15 protein-coding genes and 3 pseudogenes are annotated in these 21,542 nt (G+C 68.2%); 5 read left to right on the top strand and 13 right to left on the bottom strand.

Features of this window, described 5'->3' with window-relative positions:
- The 3 genes and pseudogenes from ACFWP3_RS09940 to ACFWP3_RS09930 all read right to left on the bottom strand — a co-directional run.
- Nucleotides 1-458, bottom strand: a pseudogene (locus ACFWP3_RS09940) (hypothetical protein); the annotation flags it as partial.
- Nucleotides 459-983: 525 nt separating this feature from the next.
- Complete coding sequence (locus tag ACFWP3_RS09935; protein ID WP_384218247.1) at nucleotides 984-1,307, bottom strand: hypothetical protein; 324 nt, start codon at nucleotides 1,305-1,307, stop codon at nucleotides 984-986.
- A gap of 262 nt (nucleotides 1,308-1,569) precedes the next feature.
- On the bottom strand, nucleotides 1,570-1,989 hold the full coding sequence (locus ACFWP3_RS09930; protein ID WP_384218245.1) for a hypothetical protein: 420 nt from the start codon (nucleotides 1,987-1,989) through the stop codon (nucleotides 1,570-1,572).
- 341 nt (nucleotides 1,990-2,330) lie between these two features.
- On the opposite strand from ACFWP3_RS09930, the gene ACFWP3_RS09925 reads away from it, so the two are divergent.
- Complete coding sequence (locus tag ACFWP3_RS09925; protein ID WP_384218243.1) at nucleotides 2,331-3,524, top strand: aminotransferase class I/II-fold pyridoxal phosphate-dependent enzyme; 1,194 nt, start codon at nucleotides 2,331-2,333, stop codon at nucleotides 3,522-3,524.
- Between the two features lie 75 nt (nucleotides 3,525-3,599).
- On the opposite strand, the gene ACFWP3_RS09920 is transcribed toward ACFWP3_RS09925, so the two are convergent.
- The 6 genes and pseudogenes from ACFWP3_RS09920 to ACFWP3_RS09895 form a co-directional block, all read right to left on the bottom strand.
- Complete coding sequence (locus tag ACFWP3_RS09920; RefSeq protein WP_384218240.1) at nucleotides 3,600-4,289, bottom strand: hypothetical protein; 690 nt, start codon at nucleotides 4,287-4,289, stop codon at nucleotides 3,600-3,602.
- 162 nt (nucleotides 4,290-4,451) lie between these two features.
- A pseudogene (gene lexA, locus ACFWP3_RS09915) lies at nucleotides 4,452-5,167 on the bottom strand (transcriptional repressor LexA).
- A gap of 81 nt (nucleotides 5,168-5,248) precedes the next feature.
- Nucleotides 5,249-6,049 (bottom strand): alpha/beta fold hydrolase, encoded by an 801-nt coding sequence (locus tag ACFWP3_RS09910; RefSeq protein WP_384218250.1) that lies wholly within the window; start codon nucleotides 6,047-6,049, stop codon nucleotides 5,249-5,251.
- A gap of 82 nt (nucleotides 6,050-6,131) precedes the next feature.
- Nucleotides 6,132-6,677: a GNAT family N-acetyltransferase gene (locus tag ACFWP3_RS09905; protein WP_384218238.1), complete on the bottom strand. Its 546-nt coding sequence runs from the start codon at nucleotides 6,675-6,677 to the stop codon at nucleotides 6,132-6,134.
- 405 nt (nucleotides 6,678-7,082) lie between these two features.
- The gene (locus ACFWP3_RS09900; RefSeq protein WP_384218235.1) at nucleotides 7,083-8,036 is read right to left on the bottom strand and encodes an immunity 49 family protein; all 954 of its coding nucleotides are present in this window, start codon (nucleotides 8,034-8,036) and stop codon (nucleotides 7,083-7,085) included.
- Nucleotides 8,037-8,297: 261 nt separating this feature from the next.
- A complete protein-coding gene (locus ACFWP3_RS09895; RefSeq protein WP_384218233.1) occupies nucleotides 8,298-9,506 on the bottom strand; it encodes a hypothetical protein in 1,209 nt (402 codons plus the stop codon).
- 524 nt (nucleotides 9,507-10,030) lie between these two features.
- On the opposite strand from ACFWP3_RS09895, the gene ACFWP3_RS09890 reads away from it, so the two are divergent.
- Entirely contained in the window at nucleotides 10,031-10,825 is a 795-nt protein-coding gene (locus ACFWP3_RS09890; protein WP_384218231.1) for a helix-turn-helix domain-containing protein, read from the top strand.
- Between the two features lie 225 nt (nucleotides 10,826-11,050).
- Here ACFWP3_RS09890 and ACFWP3_RS09885 read toward each other — a convergent pair whose 3' ends face one another.
- Nucleotides 11,051-11,935 (bottom strand): helix-turn-helix domain-containing protein, encoded by an 885-nt coding sequence (locus tag ACFWP3_RS09885; RefSeq protein ID WP_384218228.1) that lies wholly within the window; start codon nucleotides 11,933-11,935, stop codon nucleotides 11,051-11,053.
- A 439-nt stretch (nucleotides 11,936-12,374) separates the two neighbouring features.
- Nucleotides 12,375-12,572 carry a hypothetical protein gene (locus ACFWP3_RS09880; protein ID WP_384218226.1) on the bottom strand — a complete coding sequence of 66 codons (198 nt, stop codon included), beginning with the start codon at nucleotides 12,570-12,572 and terminating at the stop codon, nucleotides 12,375-12,377.
- Nucleotides 12,573-12,745: 173 nt separating this feature from the next.
- On the opposite strand from ACFWP3_RS09880, the gene ACFWP3_RS09875 reads away from it, so the two are divergent.
- Nucleotides 12,746-13,747 (top strand): LuxR C-terminal-related transcriptional regulator, encoded by a 1,002-nt coding sequence (locus ACFWP3_RS09875; RefSeq protein WP_384218223.1) that lies wholly within the window; start codon nucleotides 12,746-12,748, stop codon nucleotides 13,745-13,747.
- 48 nt (nucleotides 13,748-13,795) lie between these two features.
- Here the strand turns inward: ACFWP3_RS09875 and ACFWP3_RS09870 are convergent.
- Nucleotides 13,796-15,304: pseudogene (locus tag ACFWP3_RS09870) on the bottom strand (AAA family ATPase); the annotation flags it as partial.
- A 452-nt stretch (nucleotides 15,305-15,756) separates the two neighbouring features.
- Entirely contained in the window at nucleotides 15,757-16,221 is a 465-nt protein-coding gene (locus tag ACFWP3_RS09865; protein ID WP_384218221.1) for a DUF3592 domain-containing protein, read from the bottom strand.
- A 665-nt stretch (nucleotides 16,222-16,886) separates the two neighbouring features.
- Between ACFWP3_RS09865 and ACFWP3_RS09860 the strand changes: the two genes are divergently transcribed.
- Nucleotides 16,887-17,693 (top strand): helix-turn-helix domain-containing protein, encoded by an 807-nt coding sequence (locus ACFWP3_RS09860; protein WP_384218218.1) that lies wholly within the window; start codon nucleotides 16,887-16,889, stop codon nucleotides 17,691-17,693.
- Between the two features lie 752 nt (nucleotides 17,694-18,445).
- A complete protein-coding gene (locus ACFWP3_RS09855; protein ID WP_384218216.1) occupies nucleotides 18,446-19,699 on the top strand; it encodes a helix-turn-helix domain-containing protein in 1,254 nt (417 codons plus the stop codon).
- The last annotated feature ends 1,843 nt before the right edge of the window (nucleotides 19,700-21,542 follow it).

Here is a 21,542-nt window from a genome sequence, read left to right as displayed (position 1 = left end):
GCGGGACACTGGGAACACGCCGGAATCGGCCACCCACGTGGCTGCCATTGGCTCGGAGTGTCGGTCCGAACAACAACAGGCACTGGATAAAGAACGTACGACGTCTGGATGAGGACCAGGTCGGCGGCCGTGATCAGGCTGACTGCGTCATCGGCCAAGTGCTCAAGGAGGTTTCTGGTGGCTCTGTGCAGCTGGTGTTCGGTCGGGTAGCGGTTCAGGGTCGGCCGCCAGGTGTGCAGCTTGCTTGCAGCTCGCTGCAGGCGTCGTTCGGTACGACGGGTGTGCTCTCGGGCCACCTCGTAGGCGTCAGAGCCGCTGCCGAGTATGTGGTCAACGGATAGGGCTGCCTGCTCGGCACGGGCTTCGTGCAGTGCGCGGCGGGCGGCTCTATGGCCGCTCGCTGCCTTGCTGGCGCATCGGATCATCTCGACCGTGCGCAGTGCGTTCGTCGCGTTCATGGAAGGGCCTCGTGAAGGTTCGAGGGTCTGCGTTGGAATGTCCGGCGGCTTGCTGCCTCGGCGCCGGCCTGCGGCTGCGGGGAGGATCCGTGCCATCGGGCTCGCCGGTGCGGATGAGGGCTGCCAGGGCGGAAGCGGCTGTGCTGGCGGGCCCTGCCGTCTGTCCCGTGCGTCTGGGACAAAGGGCAGGTACATGCCAATCGGCCTGCTGATTCGCTTCTGACGTCGATCCGGTGACCGGGCTGACGGTGAGGAAGGTAGAAGCCGCAGGGGCTAGGGACGCAAGCCGGTGAACTCACGGCTGAGGCAACAACGCGCGGGGATCGTCAGCGGTGGCCGCGGCCGAAGTGCAGCGCGCTTCCCGGCCGCGGGTCCTCGGTGGGGAGGCTCCCTGCGGCCCGTTGGTCGACAGGGCTCACGGGTCTGCCAGGACGGACAACCGGAGGGGCGCCCGCGATGAGGTCGGAGCTGCCCAAGGGCGGGCACCCGAGTTCCGGCCTGGGCTGCAGCGGCTGGCAGGAAGGGTCAGCTGGTGGCCAGCGGGGAGCAGGGGGTCGTGCAGGCCTTGGGGATCCAGGCGGTGGTGCCGGCGGGGAGGCCGGAAGCGGAGCGGTAGCGCAGTCGGAGGAGGACCCAGCCTCCGTCCTCGCGGAGGTTGACTCCGCGGTCGAGGTAGAAGAGTTGGCCGATGGCCGCGTGGCCGCTGCCGGGTCCGGTGCGGGCCTGAATGGCGTCGCGGTTCACGTACCGGGTGAGGGAGTGGACCTCGGCCGGCGTGGTGTCGTCGGTGACGGAGGGGGTGTGCAGGCGGTTGGCGAGGCGGCGGCCGACAGCGAGGAGGGTGTTCACGGCAGGCCTTTCGGGGGGGCGCTTGATTGGCATGCTGTGCAGCAGCGTGGCAATGCAGCGGGGTTGGTGACAATCGGCCCCGCCCGGGCGGCGGACTGTCGCACGTCTGGTCCCCTCTGGGGGCTCGTTGGATCGCTGCGGCGTCCCGTCTCCCGGTATGCCTCGACGCGCCTGCCGGTTGTCTGCCGTGTCGGTGGCGTGGAAGCAGCGGAGCGGGCCGCCTGCCTGGGCCGCCCGCTCCGGGAGGCGGTGGTTCAGCTGGTCACTCGGGCATGCAAGGCGTGAGAGCTCGGACGGCCTGGGCGATCGTGTCGAGCCCGGCCGGGGCCGGAGCGGTCACTCCCCAGGCGCCGAGGTCTGCGAGTGCCTCGCCCGCCAGCGCTGCCAGGGAGACAGCGTCGTCGGGTGCTGCCTGCTCCACGGCGGCGATGTACAGGGCGATGATCAGGAGACCGGCGATCTCTCGCGGGCGGCCGAGGGAGCACAGGTGCTTGATGGCCTGCTTTCGTTCCGGCCCGGCAGCACTGCCGGTGTTGGCGTGGGGGCTCGCGAAGGCGTGGAGTAGCAGCTGGCGCCCCAGGTTCCAGCCGTGATGGACAACGCCGGGGTGGAGGTCGGGATGACTGTGCGGGGGGAAGAGTTCCTGGGATGACGGGATATACAGAAGGGGCGTGTCGGTCATGGTGGTCCTCGTCGTCGGAGATGTTCCGGGCCTCATGGCCGGTCGGACGGTCGTGGACGGTATGAGGACCGGGACTTAGCTCAGCAAGGGTTCGTCGGCCTCGGGTCGCGACTCCTGTCGCGCTGGCGGGAGGCGGTCCCCGCAGGCGCACGTCGTTCCGGGCTGGCCTGGGGCTGTGGCTGCGCGGGTCAGGCCTGCCGCTCGTTCCGCCAGGCGGTCCGGCCGGGGTGTCGACCGTTTCAGCAGCTGGCACGTTGGTGCCACGGACAGGCTGCCTGTAGCCGGCTTGCGGCAGGGTGGTGTCGCTTTCCCCGCGCGCGAACTACAGATCGGATCCCTGGATGCTGCTGGACAAGTGCCGCTCTTTTAGCGCGGCGGACGATGCGCGGGCGCTCGGCCTCTACCCGTACTATCCAGGATCCCAGGGGCCGTCGGGGCGCGGCCAGGTGGTCCTGGACGGCGCCGAGGTGTGCATGCTCGGCAGTAACGACTACCGCGCCCTGAGCTCCAACCCTCAGATCATCGGTGCTGCTCAGGACGCGCTCGCGTTGTACGGCACCTCGGCGACCGGGCCGCGGCACAGAAGCGGCAACCTTGACCTGCACGAAGAACTCGAGGCGGACCTGGCCGACTTCTTCGGCTTTGAGGCCGCGCTCGTCTTCTCCACCGGGTACATGGCGAACTTCGGAGTTGTCTCCTGCCTCGCCGGTCGGGACGACATGGTGTTGGTTGACGAGAGGGCGCATGCCTCACTGGTCGACGGCGCTCGTCTGGCCGGCGCAAACGGAGCGCGGGTGCTGTCCTACCGGCACCGGAGTCCTGAAGACCTGGCCGATCATCTGGCAGCGGCCCCGGAGCGCCCGAGCCTTGTCGTCACCGAAGGACTCTTCGCTGATTCGGGCCGTGCTGCCCCCGTGGCCCAGATTGTGGAAGTCTGCGAGCGCTACGGTGCGACGCTTCTCGTCGACGAGTCCCATGGTGTCGGCCTGCTCGGCCGCGGGCGCGGTGTGATCCACGAGTCCGGCATGGCGGGCCGGGCGCCGTTGGTGACGCTCTCGTTCGGGACGTCGCTGGCCTCGCAGGGAGGTGCCGTGCTCGCGGATGCGCGCACGGTGGACTACCTGCGGCACCACTGCCGCCCGCAGTTGTTCGCTGCGGGCCTCAGCCCTGCTGAGACCGCCGCTGCCCACGCGTCGCTGCGGGAGATCATGCGCCAGGCTGACCGGATCCCCGACGCTGTGACGGCCGCGGAACATCTGCGGGCGGCGCTGGAAGCGCTCGGGTTCGACGTGGAGCCCAGCATCGGCCCGATCATTCCGGTGCGCTTCCCCGACGAGCAGGGGATGCTGTCGGCGCAGCGCCTGCTTCTTGACCACGGGATCTATGCGAACGCCGTACTGGCGGCGGCCGGTGCAGGGCACCGGCTGAGAGTCGTGTGCACGGACGCCCACACGCCGGAGGCCCTGGACGCGGTGATCGGCGTCTTCGGACAGTTGCGGGAAAAGCTGATCCCCCAGCGCCGCCAGCCTGACTAGCCGGGACCCCAGATCCGTACACGGCCTCAGGGCCTGGAAGTCCTGGAACGCGCCGGTGCCCTTCCCAGCCGGTGGTCAGGTGGCCGGGAGCTTGCTCACGGCCTTGTCGATGTGACGGTCAACGAGGCCGGGAGCACCGACCAGGATCACGGCCACGTTCCCCTTCCGGACGGCGAGGGTCTTCATGATCTGTGGGCCGGAGGGCAGATTCAGGGTGGTGGCGTAGGCGAACTGCTCGTCCCCCAGCTTGGGCGTGGCGGACTTGGACACCTGCACTTCGATCGGGGTGGTCCCGGAGGTCATGGTGTACGTGGGGCACGCCAGGTAGGCGTCGAACTGCTTGCGGAGCTTGGAGGAGAGCACCGAGGGACGGTCGCTGTGCAGCTCCTCCCCCAGGGTGCTGGTGTCGTACGTGAAACTCACGTCCACCTTGGAGGCGAAGTTGAGGTCGCTGTCGCCCTTCCCCAGCTGCTCCAGGGCTGCACATCCCTGAATGGACACGTCATCGTGCCCGCCCTGTTGCTCGGGGGCCGTGGCCGGGTTCTGGATGTACCCGTACCCGAGGTCGGTGGAGCTGAGCAGCAGTGGGTCCAGCTCACCCACCGCGAGCGGCTTCGGTTCCTGCTTCAACGGTTCTGGTGCTTCGCCGGCCCCGCCGACTGCTCCCCCGCCGGTGCCGCCGCCGCTGCTGCAGCCCGCGACCAGGGCGCAGCATACGGCCGCGGTGGCCGCCCAGCGCCGAGTCTTGAGTGCCGTCGTACGCATCGGTACCTCAACTCCTCCCCGAATACAGGTACATGACACTACTGCCTTCGGATGGGTGACCTCGCACGGGCACCTCTGGAGGTCATGGCCGGGCTGGCCGGAGCTGGTTCCCGCAGTGGCTCGGGCCTGGGCGCGAACCGGGCGTACCCCGGTCTCGAGCCGCTACAGGCCGCGCATCACGGCGACGACCTTGCCCAGGATGGATGCCTGGTTGCCGAGGATCGGCTGGTAGTCGGTGTTGTCCGGGTCCAGCCACACGTCGAAGCCCTCCCGCCGGAGCCTCTTGACCGTGGCTTCGCCATCGAGCATGGCGGCGACGATGGAACCCGGCTCGGCTGTGGGCTGCCGCCGGACGATGACCACGTCGCCGTCGAGAATGTGGCCGTCTCCGGCCATCGAATGTCCGGTCACGGTGAGGGCGAACAGCTCTCCGTGGCCCACCACCTGTCGGGGCAGGGGCAGGATGTCGTCGACCTGCTCGTCGGCGGTGATGGGTGTGCCTGCGGCAATTCGGCCGACGAGCGGCACTTCGGCCAGCGGCGCCGTGGATGTCGCGTGGTGAGTCGGTGCAGCATCTGGGCCGTCGCCAGGCGCCGGGAGTGCGGCGCCGCGGACTGGGGCGTAGGTACGGGGGCGGTGAGCGTCCTTGCTCACGAAGCCCTTGCGCTCGAGCACAAGGAGCTGGTGGGAGACAGACGAGGTGCTCGTCAGGCCCACGGCCTGGCCGATCTCGCGCATCGACGGAGGGTAGCCGCGGTGCGGACGGACTCGGTGATACAGGCCAGGACCTTGCGCTGGCGGTCGGTGAGACCGTCTGCGCCCGTGCGCCCGCCGCCGGGCGGCCGACCCGCGCGTGGCCGGATTGCGCTGGCTTCCATGTGAACCCCCTCCGTAACGTGCTGGGGCCAACGGTAACCCGGCCGACTGACCGAACGCCTGCAAAATTCGAGGTCAGCGCGCTAGGCGGTCTGCAGTTGCGAGCGGCCTCCTCCGCCTTCTGCCTGGCGTGCGCGTGCGTCCTTGACCAGATCCCGCAGTACGTTCGCGACGAGGTCGGGCCGCTCCCCCGGAAGGCTGTGGCCGGCCCCTTCGGCTACGTGGATGCGGGCGTGGGGAAGCTCGGCGGCCAGGCGGCAGGTGTGAACCGGCGGGATGAGCCGGTCCTGAGTGCCCGTGATCAGGTGCACCGGGGTGTTCGTCAGCGCGTCCAGGAGGCCCGCCACGTCGTAGTCGAGGATCGCTCGGTACCACGCGGCCGCGATCTCCAGGGGAGGCCGGGGCTCGGCGGAGGGGCGGAGCGTGTTGCGGAGGTACTGGACGGGGCGGGGGGCGGTTGCGCAGGCGCTCGCTATGGCGCTGCGGGCATTTCCGAGGACCCGGGTGAGTGCCGGTTGGTCGTGCCGTCGCAGGTCCAGGCGGCCGGTGCTGGTACTGGCGAGGAGGACGCCGGCGGTCTGGGTGAGGGCAGTAGGACCAGCCTGCAGCGAGTACATCAGCACGGACATGGCGCCCATCGAGTGTCCGGCGAGGACAACAGGCAGGTCACCAGCGTGTGCGGTGAGCAATGCTGCCAGGTCACGGGCGAGAACGCTGATGTCTGCTGGGGCTCGGCCGTGGGTGGAGGCGCCGTGGCCCCGCTGGTCGTAGGTGATTACGCGGAGGCGGCTGTCGAGTGTGGTCCTCATCAGGACGTCGTTCCAGACCCGGGCGGAAGCCTGCCATCCATGGGCGAGGACGAGGGCGACGTCTGGTTCGTCGATCGGCTCGCGCTGGTAGACGGCCAGGTCTGCGCCGTCTGGTCGGATCAGCCGCTGGGGCTGTGATTGGAGGTGTTGCACCGGCTCACGCCACCGCGAGGGAGAAGTCGATGGTCGGTCCGGTCGCCTGGGCCGGCGCGGCTCCGAGGCCACGCAGGATCTTGAGCATCCGGACGTTGTCCGCGCCCGTCATGACCACCAGGAAGGAGCAGCCCAGGGTGCGGGCTGCTACGCGGGCCTGGGCCGTCAGTGCTGTTCCGAGGCCGCGGCCCTGCCAGCCGTCTTCGATCAGCAGGCCGAGTTCGGCCGCGTGGCTGTCGGTGTCGCGGACCAGATTCATCGTGGCGATGATGTTCTGGGGGCTGTGCTGGGGGTGGGAGACCCAGGAGATGCCTCGGTCGGGGTTGGTGAGGTGGTTCCACTCGGCCTGACGGAGGTTGCGGCGGGCGCTCTGGTACCGGGCAAAGCGAGACGCCAGGGAGCTGCGGTCGTGCAGCTGGTTCACCGCCTCGAAGTCGGCGGGCGTGGCGGGTCTGGTGATGGTCGCGGTCGGTGGGTGCTCGTAGCTCCAGGGCTCGTCTGAGGCTGTGTCTGTGGCGAGCGCGGAGGCGTAGGGGGCGCGGGTGGGCACGGTTGTCCTCGGCTTGTGTGTCGGGGTCAGGGCGGTGGCGCTGAGCACACGTTGCCGGACTGGAGTACCAGCTTCGTGGTGTGCGCAGGGCTACTGACCGGGGTCCGGCACACGGACTTGCCCGTGCGTGCCTCGTGACGGGACGCCGACGCGGGAGCTGCCGTTCACGCCGTGGTCGGCCTCTGGTGCCCCGTACGGTGCCGCGAGCTGCGGCCGCGCTCCGTGGGGGCGGGACATTGGTGCGGGTGGGCCGGATGCGGAGTTTCGCGGCTCCGGCAGATCAAGGGCAGGGATACGCCGTCCCGGCCGCGACCGGCGTCGCGCCGCGCGCAGATGACAGAGCTGCGGCCTCGCCGAGTCTTCGGCGAGGTCGCATAGGAGCTGGATTGCTGTGGCTGGCTTCTGCTACCGCGCGACCCAGCCGCCGAGGTTGTTCGGGCCGGTGGCGGCCGCCCGGGCCAGGGCGTCCGGGGAGCCCAGCAGGGCCTGGGGCAGGTAGTCGGAGTGGACGCCGAGGTGCCACCCGTGTACCTGGACGGCGAGCGCGGCGACGGCGAGGGGGCCGGTGGGCAGCAGCGTCCTGGGGGCGGGGTCGTCTCCGGCGCTGTCTCGGTGCTCGCTCAAGCGAGCCACCAAGGCCTGCTCGAAGACTGGCTGGTCGTCGTCGAGGAGGCAGCGGAGCAGTCGCTGGTCGGGGGTGAGGGGGCCGGCGACGTCCAGCCGACGGGCGGCCTCGGCGCGCTCCGCTGGACCAGGCTTGTTCAGGGTGATCGTCGGCCATCCGCTGGGCAGATGCCCAGCGGACGGCGTCAGGTATTCGGCCAGGGCGTCCATCTGGGCACGGTCTGCAGGGGGCGACACCGAGTCGAACTTCGAGTAGGGCACCCCGCTACGGACTGCGGGCGCGTAGTCGTCCTGCAGCAAGCCGCCGATGACGCGCCGCCACTCCCAGATGAGTCCGCTGATCAGGCACAGCTCGAAGGTCTCAATCCACTGGGTAGCCGTGGGCGCCTCGTTGACGATGTCACGGAAGGCCTTGTCCTCGCTGCTGAGCTGCTCGCCGACGAGCGGGAGGAGAATCTCCTGGTCACCGTCGGGGAAGCACCCCACGCTGAGCAGACCGAGCGAGCACTCCGCGGCCGTGTGCAGGACGTTGCGCAGGGGTGTGTCGAGTGAAGGGTCACTCGCGATGCGGGCCGCAGCGTGGTCCAGGAGCTCGTCGCGCATCTCCGCCAGGTCGCGCAGCTGCATACCGCCGTACTGCATGGAGTGCCAGCGCCCGAACGCACGCCCGCGTATGTCCTCGAGCGCGTGGGCCATCTGCTGGCCGTCGATGACGTGGGGAGTCACTGCCTGCACTGATGCTGTCCTCTCATGATCAATCCGGTTGGACGCGGCACGCTACCAGCGTGGCCTGACACGGCCGTTTTCCACGCGTGCGGCAAGTTGCGGCTCGGGCGTTCCAGCGGCTTGGGAGTCGCCGGACGCACGGCCAGCCCCGGAGCGCTGGCGTCGGCCTGGGAACAGCTCCGTCGCTCGCCGGGAGGTGCCTGTCAGCTCGGGTGGTCGGGCAGCTCGGCGGTGAAGAAGGCCCTTGAGCACATCGCGGATTACGTCCCATTAGGTGGTGGCGGGCATGGTGTGCATCTCGGCTATGGCGTTGCGTAGCCGGGTGACGCACTGGGGGAAGTCGGTGCCGGAGACGAGCAGGTGGCCGCGCCGGAGGAGCGGTCCCGCGCGAGTGTCGGAGCCGTAGCGTTCGAGGCGCGCGTAGGGCGTGATGCCGGACTGCCCGGCCGGGCGGGCGTGGAGTCGGTCGGCTGCGGTTCCCTGGAGGTAGCGGATGGCCGCGGCGCCCAGGGGGGTCTCTTCCGTCTCAGCCGGGAGGCCTCGTGCGTGGATTCCGGTAACCGCGATGAGGTCGATGCCGGTGACCTGCTCGATGAGTTCGGCAACGAGGGGGTCGGTCAGATGGGTGGCGAGGCTGATGACGCGCGCGCCGGTGGAGGTGATCCGAAGCCGGGTCTGTGCGACGCCGGTCTGGTGGCCGGTTGACTCGAGCGCTCGGGTGACGGTGCCCTCGATGGCGGCGGCGCAGACGTCGTCGGCGTCGACGACCACTTCGAGGGGCAGCAGGCTGGGCTCGGCCTCGGGGTCGAAGGTGGCGTGCGAGATCGCCACCAGGCGGCTGTCCAGGGTGTAGGCGGTGGCTTCGATGCCGTCGAGCCATGGCTCGACGATGGTGCCGGTTCCGGACCACGAGGCCGCGGTGGCAGCCGAGAATGCCTCGGCGAGCTGTTCAAGGCTCTCGACGACGCGAGCGGCGTATCGCCGGCGGGGCGCGGCGGGCTTGCAGACCAACGGGAAGCCGAAGGTGTGCGCTCCTTCCAGGGCCTGGTCGAAAGTGTCCGCGTGGATGCCGCCGCTGCTGGGGATCCCCTTGCGGTTCAGGAGTTTGAGCGTGCGGTTTCGCAGGGTGGTGACTGCCAGGGTCTCAGCGGTCGGACCGGGAAGGTCGAATGTTGCCCGGATCGCTGCGGCCGCTCGTACGTGTGTGGGATGGAAGTGCAGGACCCCTGTGATGGGGTGCTCGATGGAGAGCCAGCGTGCGGCCTGCTCTACGATTTCAGGCCTGGCTGTGTTGGCGACCCGTGCTGCGGACACGTACTGCCGCTGCCAGGAGGCGGGATCGTCGTCGATGAGCACCAGGGGTCCGCCCTCGGCCAGGCGCTTCATGGCGTGCTCCCATTCCGCCCGGGGTCCGCTGCCGAGGACGAGGAGGTGCCCTGGCGTTCGAGGGTCCTCGCGGCGGGCCGTGTCGGTGTTCACGGGGGCGCTCCAGTGTGTTCGGCAACGAGTGCAGTCGGCGGTGCGGCCGGGTATTGATCACTCTCCCGATGTGAGCGTGGAGCGGCAACGGGCACGACCTCGTGGTCCCTGGACGTGGTCGCCTTCGTGGGCGCGGTGTCACGTAGCGGGACAGAAGTTGAATTGGTGGTGGCCGCTGGCGGGAAGCGGTCCATGCCATGGGAAGGGTTGGCGTTTTAGCAGGTCAGCGGGCTGTCGGGATGTCGGCCCGCGGGACGGCCCTGTTGCAGTCCCCTGCTGCGCCGGTGGGGGGTCCCTGGGGCGTGTCAGGCGCATCTGTTCGCCTTGAAACGCTGTGACCTGCATTTTTGCAGCTAGGCGGCGTGAACTCCATCTCTGTGCGGCACGGTTGGTGTGCGACAGGAAGAGGTGCTTCCAGGAAAGGGCGGTTCCTCCACAAACTCGGTCTTGACCGGTAGAGATGTGCCTGTCGGGGCCCGTGAGACGGGAAGAAGTCCCGGCAACGTCTACGGGGAGGAACGTCAGTGATCGACTCCGGCTTTCTCGACGCAGCCGACGTCGCCGACAGCGCGGACGACGGGATGACGGCTCACGGGCGGGTGTTCCACGTCCTGCAGACGCTGAACAGCATGGGGCCCGGGCTGCACCCGCTGCGGCGGATCATCGACGAGTCGGGCGTCACGAAGAGCACCGTGCACCGGATCCTGCGCGCCGGCGTGGCGGCGAAGCACCTGATCTACAGGTCGCCCGGCCGGTACGGTGTCGCAACCGACGTCGCCAATCACCGCCCCGACGCCAGCGTGCACCTCAACCTTGCGCACGACAGCGCCCTGGACCGTGAGACCACGGCGCTGCAGCGCCAGACCGCGCAGGTTGCGATGGCCTTCAGCGCTGTGATGATCGACGACACACCCGGCCGGCTGATGGTGGAGCACACCTACGGGCGTCGCAGCGACTTCCAGGCCGCCTTCAACCATGCCGACGTCGATGCCAAGGTGGCCCTGCGGCACGCGCCGCTGACTGCCGACGCTGCGGGCCTGGCGATCCTCTCTCACCTGGACGGGGCCCCGCAGAGCCACCTCATGCGGGAGATCCGGTCCGAGGGCTACGTCATGACGCAGTCTCCCCTGCCGGACTGGAAGATGATCGGCGTGCCCTTGTGGCGCGGGTCCACGGTCTATGGCTCCCTGGCCGTGATGGGGCTGCGCCCGCAGATGGAGCGCAACCGGCGGGAGTACGCCGCGGCGGCTCTGGCCTGCGCTGCGCGTCTGAGTGCCCGCTGCGAACTGGCCAGCGGAGCCATGCGGATGAGTGCCTGACCGCACCACACGGCACTTCAGAATCGGCCGTGGTGCGGCTCGGAGCGTGGAGTGTTCGAACCGACCGGGGCCTCGATTTGAGACGGTCTCTCGTCACCTGGTCAGAGCCGTCGTACGAGGTATAGGCGGCCCGGACCGTCCTGGCCGGATGCCATGGTCAACTGACGGCGCGCAGGTGCCCAGCCTGGCCCTTGGGGGCCATGCCGGGTGCAGGTCATCGCGGCTCTACACGCTGCAGGAGGCTGCCCCGGCGCAGAGCGATTCGACTGTGGTCTCCTCCCCCAGCTCGGTGAGCACCAGGGTGATCCTCGCCAGGCCACGCGCCTGCAGAGGGCGCGGCGTTTCCTCGACGAGGCGGCAGCTCCGCAGGCCGATGAGCGGGTCGGGGTGCCGTATGATCCGGGCCTTGCCGTCGTGGTGGACGAGGTCGGCGCCGGCGCCGAGGACCCATGTCTGCATGTCGTCGAGGTAGGTGTTTCGCAGGGTGGGGCGCAGGTAGACCTCGCGCCGCAGCATGTGGAGTTCGGTGTCCTGGTCGTTGCGTTCCAGGCTGGTGGCGAGCTGGGCCAGCATCGACAGCTGCCAGTCCTGGAAGTCCACGAGGATGGCGGATGCTTCCGGGTGAAGGAGCCCGAAACGCAGGAAGTTGTCCGTGGGCATCGCAGTCGGGTGATGGCGCAGGCCGCGGAAGAGATTGCGATAGGCCCGGTTGGCCATCCTGACTTCCCATCGCTGATCGATGAGGAAGGTGGGCAGTGAAAGGGCTTCCATCATGGCCGCGTAGTCGTAGAGGAACGCATCCATGGATGGGTCCCCATCGTGTTCGCGCCCGCTTACGGGCCGCGTGTCCGCCGGTGGAAGCCGGTCGACAGCGATGAGGAACAGCCGGGCAACCTGGGATTCGGTCATCTCCAGGGCGTCGGCGAGGTGGAAGAGCTTCTCGTCCGTCCACTCCTTGACGACCCCGCGCTCCCAGTTGCCGTAATTCCGGGCGCTCATGTCGAGCCGCTCGGCCACCTCCTCCTGCCTCAGGTTGAGGTATTCACGCCTGCCCTGGATCAACTGCTGAAGACGCTTGGCGCGCATCTCAGCGGCAAGATCGTCGTCCACTGCGTGTGCCCCGATCTTCGTCCCGGCGTTCAACGCGCCTCCCCCTCGGCGTAACGGCTCATTCGGACAACTCCCCACACCGGTGCGGTAGTCCGCTCCTTCCGTGGCGGCAGCATGGGAGCCTCACTATGTCCACCTGCATTACAAAAATGCAAGTAGGTATTCCTTTTCCCGATCTGCTAGGAAAGTTCCGGATTGAACTTTCTTGATTGTGTGATTGGGGAAGCTCTGCCGAGGAAGGGAAGCCAACGACCCGGCCCGATCCTCGACAGGCTGGTTACCGAATCTGCGTGGCGGTTGCCCATTCCCCGGCTGTCCGCCGATGACCGTGGACGTGCAGCCTCCTGGCCGCCGCTGGGGGCGGCGCGCGAGAGGCGGCTGGCACCCGACCCGGCGGACGACCGCCGCGCCGGGTGCCGTGCGCGTCAGCGCGGGGAGATCACCCCCAGTCGGAGTCCCGCGGCTGAATCACCGGGGGGGCAGGAGGCACGGAGGCCTGCGGCTGCACCTCCCCTGTGGCTGCCACGCCCCAGTTGGTGTCGGCCGGCTCAGTGGCCGCGATACCGCTCAGGGCCGCGACCGCGAGAATCGCGAGCAGCACAGCGGTACCCGTTGACCGGATGTTGATGGAAATCAAGGTGATGCTTCCTTCCTCAGCCGGCCCCACCCCCGCAGACGCGGCGGGCAGCGGAGCCCATATCTGCGCCACGGGCCCTGTGGCACACGATCCAGGTTCTATCGAGTGGTTGCCGTGATCAAGCTTCGGGATACTGCGTGCACCTGCAGTTCAGGAAGAGGAAGTCAGGTTTCATGGCAGAACACGAAATATCGAACACCCCGAACACGTCGCGCTTGACCGAGTCGGAGCTTCAGACATACCGCAAGGCTCTGCAGGGCGAGATGCTGCCCGCAGAAGAGCCCGGCCTCGCCTCGCTCGTCGAGCGCGGCATCCTGCTTGCGAACACCCATGAACAGGGAAGGTACGTACCAGCGCCTTCCGGGTACCTGCAGCGCCACCTCACCGCGGCCGTCCTCAAAGTGCTCACCGGAGCCACTGAGGCTCTGGCCGGCATTCCGGCGCACGTGCGCGAACTCGAATCCGAGCAGCAGGTGTACAACCACAGCCCAAGTCCGGTCGGCACGATGCTGCTCGTCACGGTGCCGGAGGTCAACGCAGAGACGATCCGCACCATTCAGGGAGCCGAGTTCGAGATCCTCACTGCGCAGCCGGGCTACCGCAAACCGAAGGTGCTCAAGGGGGCGCTCCCCCGGGACCTGCAGGCAGCCCAGCGCGGGGTGTCCGTACGGACGATCTACCGGACGAGCGGCCGCTCCAACCCCACGCAGCAGGACTGGGTGGCCATGATGACGCGTGCCGGCGCTCAGGTCCGCACCCTCGGTGAAGACTTCCTGCGGCTGGTCATCGTGGACCGCAAGCACGCCTTCTTCGAGGTCTTCGGGGAAGACGGCGCCGTCCAGGAGGCTGCCGCCTGGTACACACAGGACCGCGGCGTGTGCGCGGCCTTCGCGGCTCACTTCCATCACCAGTGGGAGCGAGCCGATCCGTGGGTGCCCGAGGAGGGTGAGGGCGGGGCCAGCCCGGAGGACGGCACTCTGACCACGAAGATGCAGAGGAGCATCCTGCGGGGCATCGTGGCAGGCAAGAGCTACGAAATCATCGGGCATGGCCTTGGGTTCAGTTCCCGTACCGTTACCGCGCAAGTCTCGGCGCTGCGCGACAAGCTGGGCATGAACACCGTGGCGCAGCTCACCCATTGGTGGGCGACGTCTCCCGAACGACTGCTGCCATAGGAAGAACGGCCACGCCGCTGCGAGGCGCTGGGGCGTCCCCCCGCTGCCTCACCAGCCCTGGTGAGGCCTCCCGGGAGAGCCATTCGGGCCGCCCGTGGTCTGAGACGTCCGAATGCCCGGCCCCCCGTACGGGGAGTGCCCAGCAGGCTGCGACTGGACCGGCCCCGGGTATCCGTACGCAGGTGCTGAGCGTCGGTTGGCGAATCCGTCGGCGACGAGCGCGGCGAGCTCGAAGTAGGCCTCGCGGACCTTGGGCCGCATCATGTCCAGGTCTACTTCGCTTCCGGTCGCGAGGTGTTCGTCGAACGGTACGGAGATCACCCCGCGGCAGCGGGCGCTGAAGTGGGCGACGATGTCCTCGACGTTGATCATCTTGCCCTTCTCCCGGACTCCGGAGACCACCGTGAGGCCGTGGCGGACCAGCTCCCCATAGCCGTGGGCGCTGAGCCAGTCGAGGGTCGTGCTCGCGCTGGAGGCGCCGTCAACGGAGGGGGTGGCCACCACGATGAGCTGGTCGGCCAGGTCGAGTACACCCCGCATCGCACTGTAGAGAAGGCCGGTGCCCGAGTCCGTGAGGATGATCGGATATTGCTGGCCGAGGACGTCGATGACGCGGCGGTAGTCCTCGTCGTTGAACGTCGTGGAGACCGCTGGATCGACGTCGTTGGCGATGATCTCCAGTCCCGATGGGGTCTGGGATGTGAAGGGCCGGATGTCCATGTAGGTCCGGAGGGTGGGGATGGCCTGAACCAGGTCTCTGATCGTGGCCTGTGTCTCCCGGCGCACCCGTCGACCGAGCGTGCCGGCGTCGGGGTTCGCGTCGATGGCAAGCACCTTGTCCCTGCGCTCGCTCGCCAGCGTCGATCCCAGAGCGGTGGTCACGGTCGTCTTGCCCACACCGCCCTTGAGGCTGATCACCGCGATCCGGTAGCAGGTGTGGACGGGCGTCTGGATGGCCGCCAGCTTGCGCTGCAGGCCGGTGTCCTCCCGCACCCCGCCGAGGCGGAATCGCGCGCGGGTCCCGGGTCGGGCGCTGCGCGGCTTGGTCCCGGGACCCGGGCGCAGGAGCCGCTCAGACGACAACTCGGTGGCTGCGGAGTACCCCAGCTGCTGGGGAGCTGCGGGGGCGGCGGCCTGGGGTGCGGGAGGCTGGGGCTGGTGTTGTGCGTAGGGGGCCTGCGGGGGTCCCGCGCTCGTGTGTGCAGCGGAGTAGGCCGCAACGCCGTGCTGGGACGGCTGCGGTCCAGGGACGGCCTGGCCGTACTGCGGCGGTGACAGGGGTCCGGCAGAGGTGATGGGTGGAGCTACCGCTGGGGCCAGGTACTGAGGTGCCTGCTGCAGGGGTGGCAGCGGCACGCCGGTGGGTGCCTGCTGGACGGGAGCATGGGCGGAGGGCGGCTCCGCTGCCACACCGTGTACGGGGTGCTCCGGGGCCTCGCCGCGGAGGCTGGAAGCGTCACGACTCGCCACTGGTGGCGGTGTGGGGCCGCTAGACGCTTCGGGGACGGTGTACCACTCGGGTGGTGTGTAGGTCAGCTGGAACGGGCCGGCTTCCGGCGCGTCCTCGTCGAAGTTGTGGAGAGTCAGGGGCGCCGCCAGGCCCGATCCCTCACTTACTGGAGCGCTAAGCATGCTTCCTGACCTCTCTCTTCACCCACGGGCCCGACTTGGCGCGGCTGCCGCGGATCGGGCATCGACGGCTTGTGATCCGGTACCCCCGCCTCGCGCAGGACGGGAAGCCGACCGCTACTCGATCTCCGTCACCTAGCCTTCTCTGTAGCGGCGGTGGGGGGATCCACCCTGCCTGACGTAAGGCTCGAATAGTCGGGGTTCTGTACGGAGATCCCGCTCCAAGGGACAGCAGCTGCCCCCTCGTCCCGCCCCACGCTCCAGCGGTCCGCATCACGGCCGTGAGCGGGCCGGCCCACCCCTCTTGGTCTTCTGAGCCAGCTGGGGGCCGGGGTGGGCTACGGATCGAGGCCGAAGATGAGCGAGACCAGGTCGCGCGCTCAGGGACTGTACGTCAGGGCTCCGACGAGGAAGCCGAGCCCGACGACAGCGAACACCGCGCCCAGTGCAAGGAACAGCCACCAGAAGGCCTGGCCTTCGGCTGGAAGCGTCCAGCGCGTCGGGTCGGCGGCGTCGTAGCGGACCTCCACACGGGCGCCGACAGGAAGGGTCCTGGACATGGGGCGGGCGATGTCCGTCCTGGTCTCCATGGCTCGGCCGTCACCCGAGGTCCAAGCAATGACCGGGTAGTACACGGTGGTCCCTGAGCTGCGGCTGGTGCCTGTAGTTTCCGCGCCCGGAGCGATCCGGGTCAGTTCGAGGCGCTTCACGACCCCCTGAGCACTCATGCCATGGCGAAGCAGGCGCCGAGCCTGGCGGACCTTGAGGAAGGCCACGGCACCGACGACAGACCCGGCGGAGGTGAACAGCAAGGCGAAGAGGCAGAAGGCCTGAGAAGGGGACATGGATCCTCTCGTTCTTGGAGCAGAACCCCACGAGCAAGGTGGCTGCGGTTCCGAGCCTGGCGAAGGGAGCTGCCCGCGACGACGCTCGCGGCCGCGGAGTCCTTCCACCCGCCCGCGTACACAGAGTCAGCAGGACTGGCGCACGGTCGGACATGCTCATACCGCTGCACGGGCTCACACCGTAGCCGTCCCGCGCCCAGTGACGGTGATCATTTCCGGCACACGCCAGTCCAGCAGCCCCGCTGGCCGGTACGGCTCGTGAGTCCGGCCGATCGCCCGAGCCGGCCAGAGCGAGGCGACCTGCTGGCTCAGGCCGCCCCTGGCGGCACCCCGTATGTCAGAAGTATCCGTTCCGCACCTTCCGTTGGGTGCGCTGCGCGAGAGTCCAGGTGCCGCCGTTCACGACGATCTATCGACAATCGCCAAAATCGGGGCGTGAAGGTTTTGCGTCCGAGACGCTACGGAATGCAGTGACATTTGATCGAATTCCACGCGTTTAGTCCCATGCCACGCACCTGTGATTACGAACCGTGACAGGAAGAGCCTCTTCCAGGAAGGGGGTTTTCCTGGCCAACGCCTGATGCGCCAGGTAGAGATCATGCGATAGACCACCAGCACCAACTGCCCCGGCTGACGTGCTGATTCGGCACTACCCGGGAGGACCAGTGGACACTCGTATCGACACGACCGGCGCCCGCGCCAACCGGGACCGCACGTTCGCGGTCCTCAACGCGCTCCTGAACCTGGGCCCCGGCATCCACAAGTTCCGAACGATCGCCGCGCGCACCGGACTGGGCGATGCGGCGGTCCACCGGCGCCTGGACCAGCTCGTCGACGCCGGCCTTGCCACGCGGTCGCGGCGTGGCTACTACGAACTCCGCGAGACGACGACCGCCATCTCCAGGGCCTCGGGGCTGCTGCACCCGAGCGCGACGCCCTTGCTGGACGCCCAGCAACTCCTGGACGCACTGCACCACCGCACCGACCAGGTGGTGCTTCTTCACACCTACTCCCCCGTGACAGGCGAACGCCTGTGCATCGGAGCCGCCGGCGCGACGAGCCTTCCCTTCCGCCGCGAGCTCGCAATGGCCTCCGGCGCGGTGGACGAACTGCGCCAGGCGCCTCTCGACCTGGACGCCCCGGGGCTGGTCATGCTGGCCAACCTCGTGGCCAGCGACGCGCCGGTGCGGGAGGACCTGCGCCGAATCCGGGCGATGCAGATGGCGCACTCGTCCTCGTCGATTCCCGGCTGGTCCCTGGTATCGGTGGCCCTGAGGCGGCTTCCGGGTGCTCCTGCCATTCCCGGCGCCGAGCCTGGCGTTGTCGCATCCGTGAGCGTCCTGGCCCCGGAGCACTCGCACGGTGCTCACCTCGTGGCCTACGGCCGGCTCATGCACAACATCGTCCGCGCGGCGACCGATTCCTCGGTCGTCATCTCGCGGCACGCTGCTGTACCTGTTCGCGCCGCATGAGGACGCGCCCTCACCACGACTCAACGGGCGGGAGACAGCATGCCGGTGGACAGGCCTGCAGCCGCGGCCTCCACCGGACTCATGTGCCGCACGAATCAGCCGCACGGAGCCTCTGGCCAGGCTCTCCTCGGGAGGAGATGCCCATGACCTAGCACTCCCCCGCTCGGCCGCTGGCGACCCACGCCACTGCGGCCCGGCCCTGGGCCTGATGCGGTGTGCCACCACCGCATCAGCAGGCCTCTCGTCATCGCTCGACCTGCCAGTCGAACGAGTCCCGGCCCCTCGCAGAAGAGGGTCCGGGCGAAATCACTCCAACCTCGGAGCACGAGCCCCCGCCAAGGGGCTTCGACGTTCCATCATCACGGGGAACGGATCGCCTTCATGATGCAGCAGCGCGCTGCCGCTTGTCACTCGCCTCTGCCCAATTGTCCAGACTTGGCCCCCGTCCGTCGGGCTGTCGCGCGCACGGGCCAGTTCGGCACATCGACCCAGCAGCGCCACAGCGGACCCCGCCGGTCGTTCCGCCCGGTTGCCGAGGTCACTGGGAGCGCGGCATGACCACGAATGCCAGCGCCACGAGGCAGCGCCGCAGCCCTTCGATCGCACCGCAGCCCAGGCACGAGCAGAACACGTATAGGGACGTACGCAGCGACCTGGACGCGCCACAGCCACGCCTCCGTCTCACCCGTGCCCTTCCCTCGTCCCAGGAACGCACCGGACTGCTTGCCGCTCTCCCGCCCCTCTCTCCTCGCATGCACAAGCTCCTGGTCCACGGCGACCAGGACTCGGCCTACTCCCCCAACAATCGCCAGCGCGGCGGCAAGAACACCGCGTCCTCCGACCACGCCTGGGCCATGACCCGCGCACTGGCCGCTGACGCCGTACGCGTCGGTTGGGACCGCGCCAGCTTCGTCCAGGTCCTCGTCGACGGCCCGTACAAGGCCGGCCACCACGCCCGGAGCATCCAACACCGCCGCGGCTACGACAGGGCCGCCGAGTGGGTCCGGAGGGCCTGGGAAGGCGCTCGCGAGCACGTACAGTCCACCGACCGTATCTGCTCCCGGCAGAGCTTCCACGCCGCCCTCGCCGCCTTCCGCGGCCGCGTGGAACGAACCCCGTGGAAGGGCATCGCCGGCAAGACCGACCTCCGTAACCTCATCGCCCGCATGGAGATCTGCACACGATCCGGCGGCTGGGACCACACGGTCTCAGAACGCGAGCTCGCCGAGCGGATGGGATGCAGCCGAACCACCGCCCGCAACAGCAATCAGCGGCTCCTGGACGCACGGCTGCTGCGTCAGCTCGACCACGGCTCCGCAACCGAGGGTGCACGGTGGATGCTGATCTCACACGTTGCTGCTTCGTCTCACGCCTGGACCACCCCTCAGGGGCCGAAGGCTGGGGGGGTCATGAGTGGTCCAACGGTGATACCCGAAGCGACTGCGGCGGACATCAACTCGCACGCTGCGGCCAAACTCATGCACCTCGACGCCTTCGCCCACTACGGACTGGGAGGAAGTGGACTTGCCGTCATCGCTGCCCTCGCCGAGAAGGAAGGGCAGACCGTCCAAGACCTGCAGGGCACTGCCTCCGTCTCCCGACCCACTGCCTACCGCCAACTCAACAAGCTCACCGAGCTGGGGCTCGTCCTCCGGGAGGGCGAGGTCTACACCCTGTCCCCGGACGCTATCGAAGGCATCGGTACCCCCTCTCCTGTTGCACCAGGGCCTGTGGGCAGTTGGGCGGAGGTGGCGGCCCGCCTGGGCACGGCCGGCACATCCGAGCGCCGGCGCCAAGGGCACGAGGTGCAGCGAATGAGCTGGGCCCGCGAGCAGCAGCGCCTCGCTGAGCTACGACGTACGTCCCGCCGAGGACACCCGCATCCCGCTGAAGCACAGCCCGAGTACCTCCGTGCTGATGGTGTCGTCGTCGACCCTTCGACTGGCGAGGTAATGGACGGCCTGTACGTGGCATCGGACGGGAGGTGGGTTCTCCATCATGCGTAGCCGTTCATGTGTCCGTGGGTGACGATGTAGCGGTCGCGGCCAGGTGGACCCGTCAGTTGGGGCACGTGATGAGTTGTAGAACCAGCGTCGGGACGGTCGAGCGGCCTGGCGTCTCGCATTGACGGCATGCGGAACCGGCGCCGGAGCAACCTGAGCACCGCGTAAGGACCCTGTGGCACGTGATTCCCTTACGTAGGTGCCACTCCAGCTGCTGACGACCCCACGGAAACGCCTGAGCAGCCGTCTAAGCGCCTAACTCCGCAAGAAGATCCGATCACACCAGCCTCCAGGCGCTAGCCCCTCTCGCGGGAGATTCCGCAAAACCGCAGGTCAGCGGCTTGCGATGGCTTCCGTTATGCCCCGTTTGCCTCGTTCGTGCGTGCCGCTTGTGCTCTGCTGGGTCGCACGCAGAAGTTCACACACGGTGCCAGTACGCCCAGTTGAGTGACCGCCAGGCGAGTACGCCTCCGGTCACAAGGGCCTGGCGCATAGGGATCAGGCACACCCCACAGCGAGGCAACCGAGGCACCGGGGAGCCAGCCTTGCCGCCGGCGGGACGGCTTGTTGCCGCCTGGTGGAAGCTCATCGGGCTCCTGAATCCCACTGCCTCTCAACTGCGCAGTCCGTCAGACTTCGAGTGGAAGCAGTCCGAGCTCTCCGGTCGGCCTTGCGCGTGACATGGCCGGACACCGAGGGCACTGACCGAATCAAGGGGGACAGTGAATCTCTGGTGCGACTGCGCGTTGGCGCCGGCTAGACCTGGCGCTGCAGGAAGCCGATGGAAAGGGCCAGCGAGTTCACTCCGGTTGGTCTGGTCAATGGAGACGGGGGAGAGGCTGCCGTGAGCCCTTGACGGGCAGAGGGCAAGCGGGTTCGCAGGATGCAACCCAAATGCAACGAGCTGGCCAGCTTGCCGCCGAGGCATCGAGAGTCGCGGAGACTTGCTCCATCACGAGTGAACGCATCAGTCGACCCGTCCGCGGAGGCCAGACCGATCATTGCTCTGAAGCACAGGTAGGGTCGGAGGCGGGGCTGCCCTCCGCGTCTTGGAGCAAAGAATCGAACGCAATGCGCCTTGTGATCACGCTCTCCGGGCCCTCTTACGCCGGACGTCACCGGCCGGAGCCAGCATCCCATGGGCTGCCAGTTTCGCACTTCAACTGGAGGGCGCACTCACCTGCCTACTTCGGCCACGCGATGCCGGTGCGCGCTGGGGAGCCGCGCACTACTGTGCGGTTGGACCCTCCCTAGGAAGACCCCTCGGCTCGCTGGGCGGCTCGGTCTACACGTTTGACCAGCCTGCCGACTGACGAATCCACGCCGGGTATGCCACGGTCGGACTGGGTACTCCCAACGCATGCTCTGGCTTTCTCGCAGCAGTGTCCGCGAAGGCGTCCATGGAGCAGCAGCGGTTCCGCTAGACCGTAGACACTCTTCATCCAGACGCGCCAGCGGCCCTGCCAGTTGGCACATTTCGTCTGAGTGACACTGCTACAAGGGCTCTCCACTCGCCATCCCGGCTTACGGCCCGCCCGGCAGTAGCGGATCCACCAGCCTGCTCAAGCAGCCCCAATTCGGGATCTGGTTCACCTGCATCGGCCATCCACAGGTGATCAACTTGGTCATCGCGCCTCAGGTCGAAGCCGAGGTGAGAGCCTTCGATCGCCGCTCACCAGGCGACTGTAGATCGCGCTCACCTAGCCTTCTTTCGCTCCAATTGACATCAAGATGTCACCGGCCGGTTCGACGCGAGATGCGCAGGCGATGCTACTGTTATTGCAGGTCAGAGGCACCTTTTGAACTTCAGAGCGAGTAAAAGACTAGTCAAGCACTAGGCTATCTA

This window comes from Streptomyces sp. NPDC058525, from assembly GCF_042719495.1.
Lineage (GTDB): Bacteria > Actinomycetota > Actinomycetes > Streptomycetales > Streptomycetaceae > Streptomyces.
The sequence above is the reverse complement of the archived record's forward strand: the minus strand, read 5'-3'. Positions and strand labels throughout refer to the sequence as shown.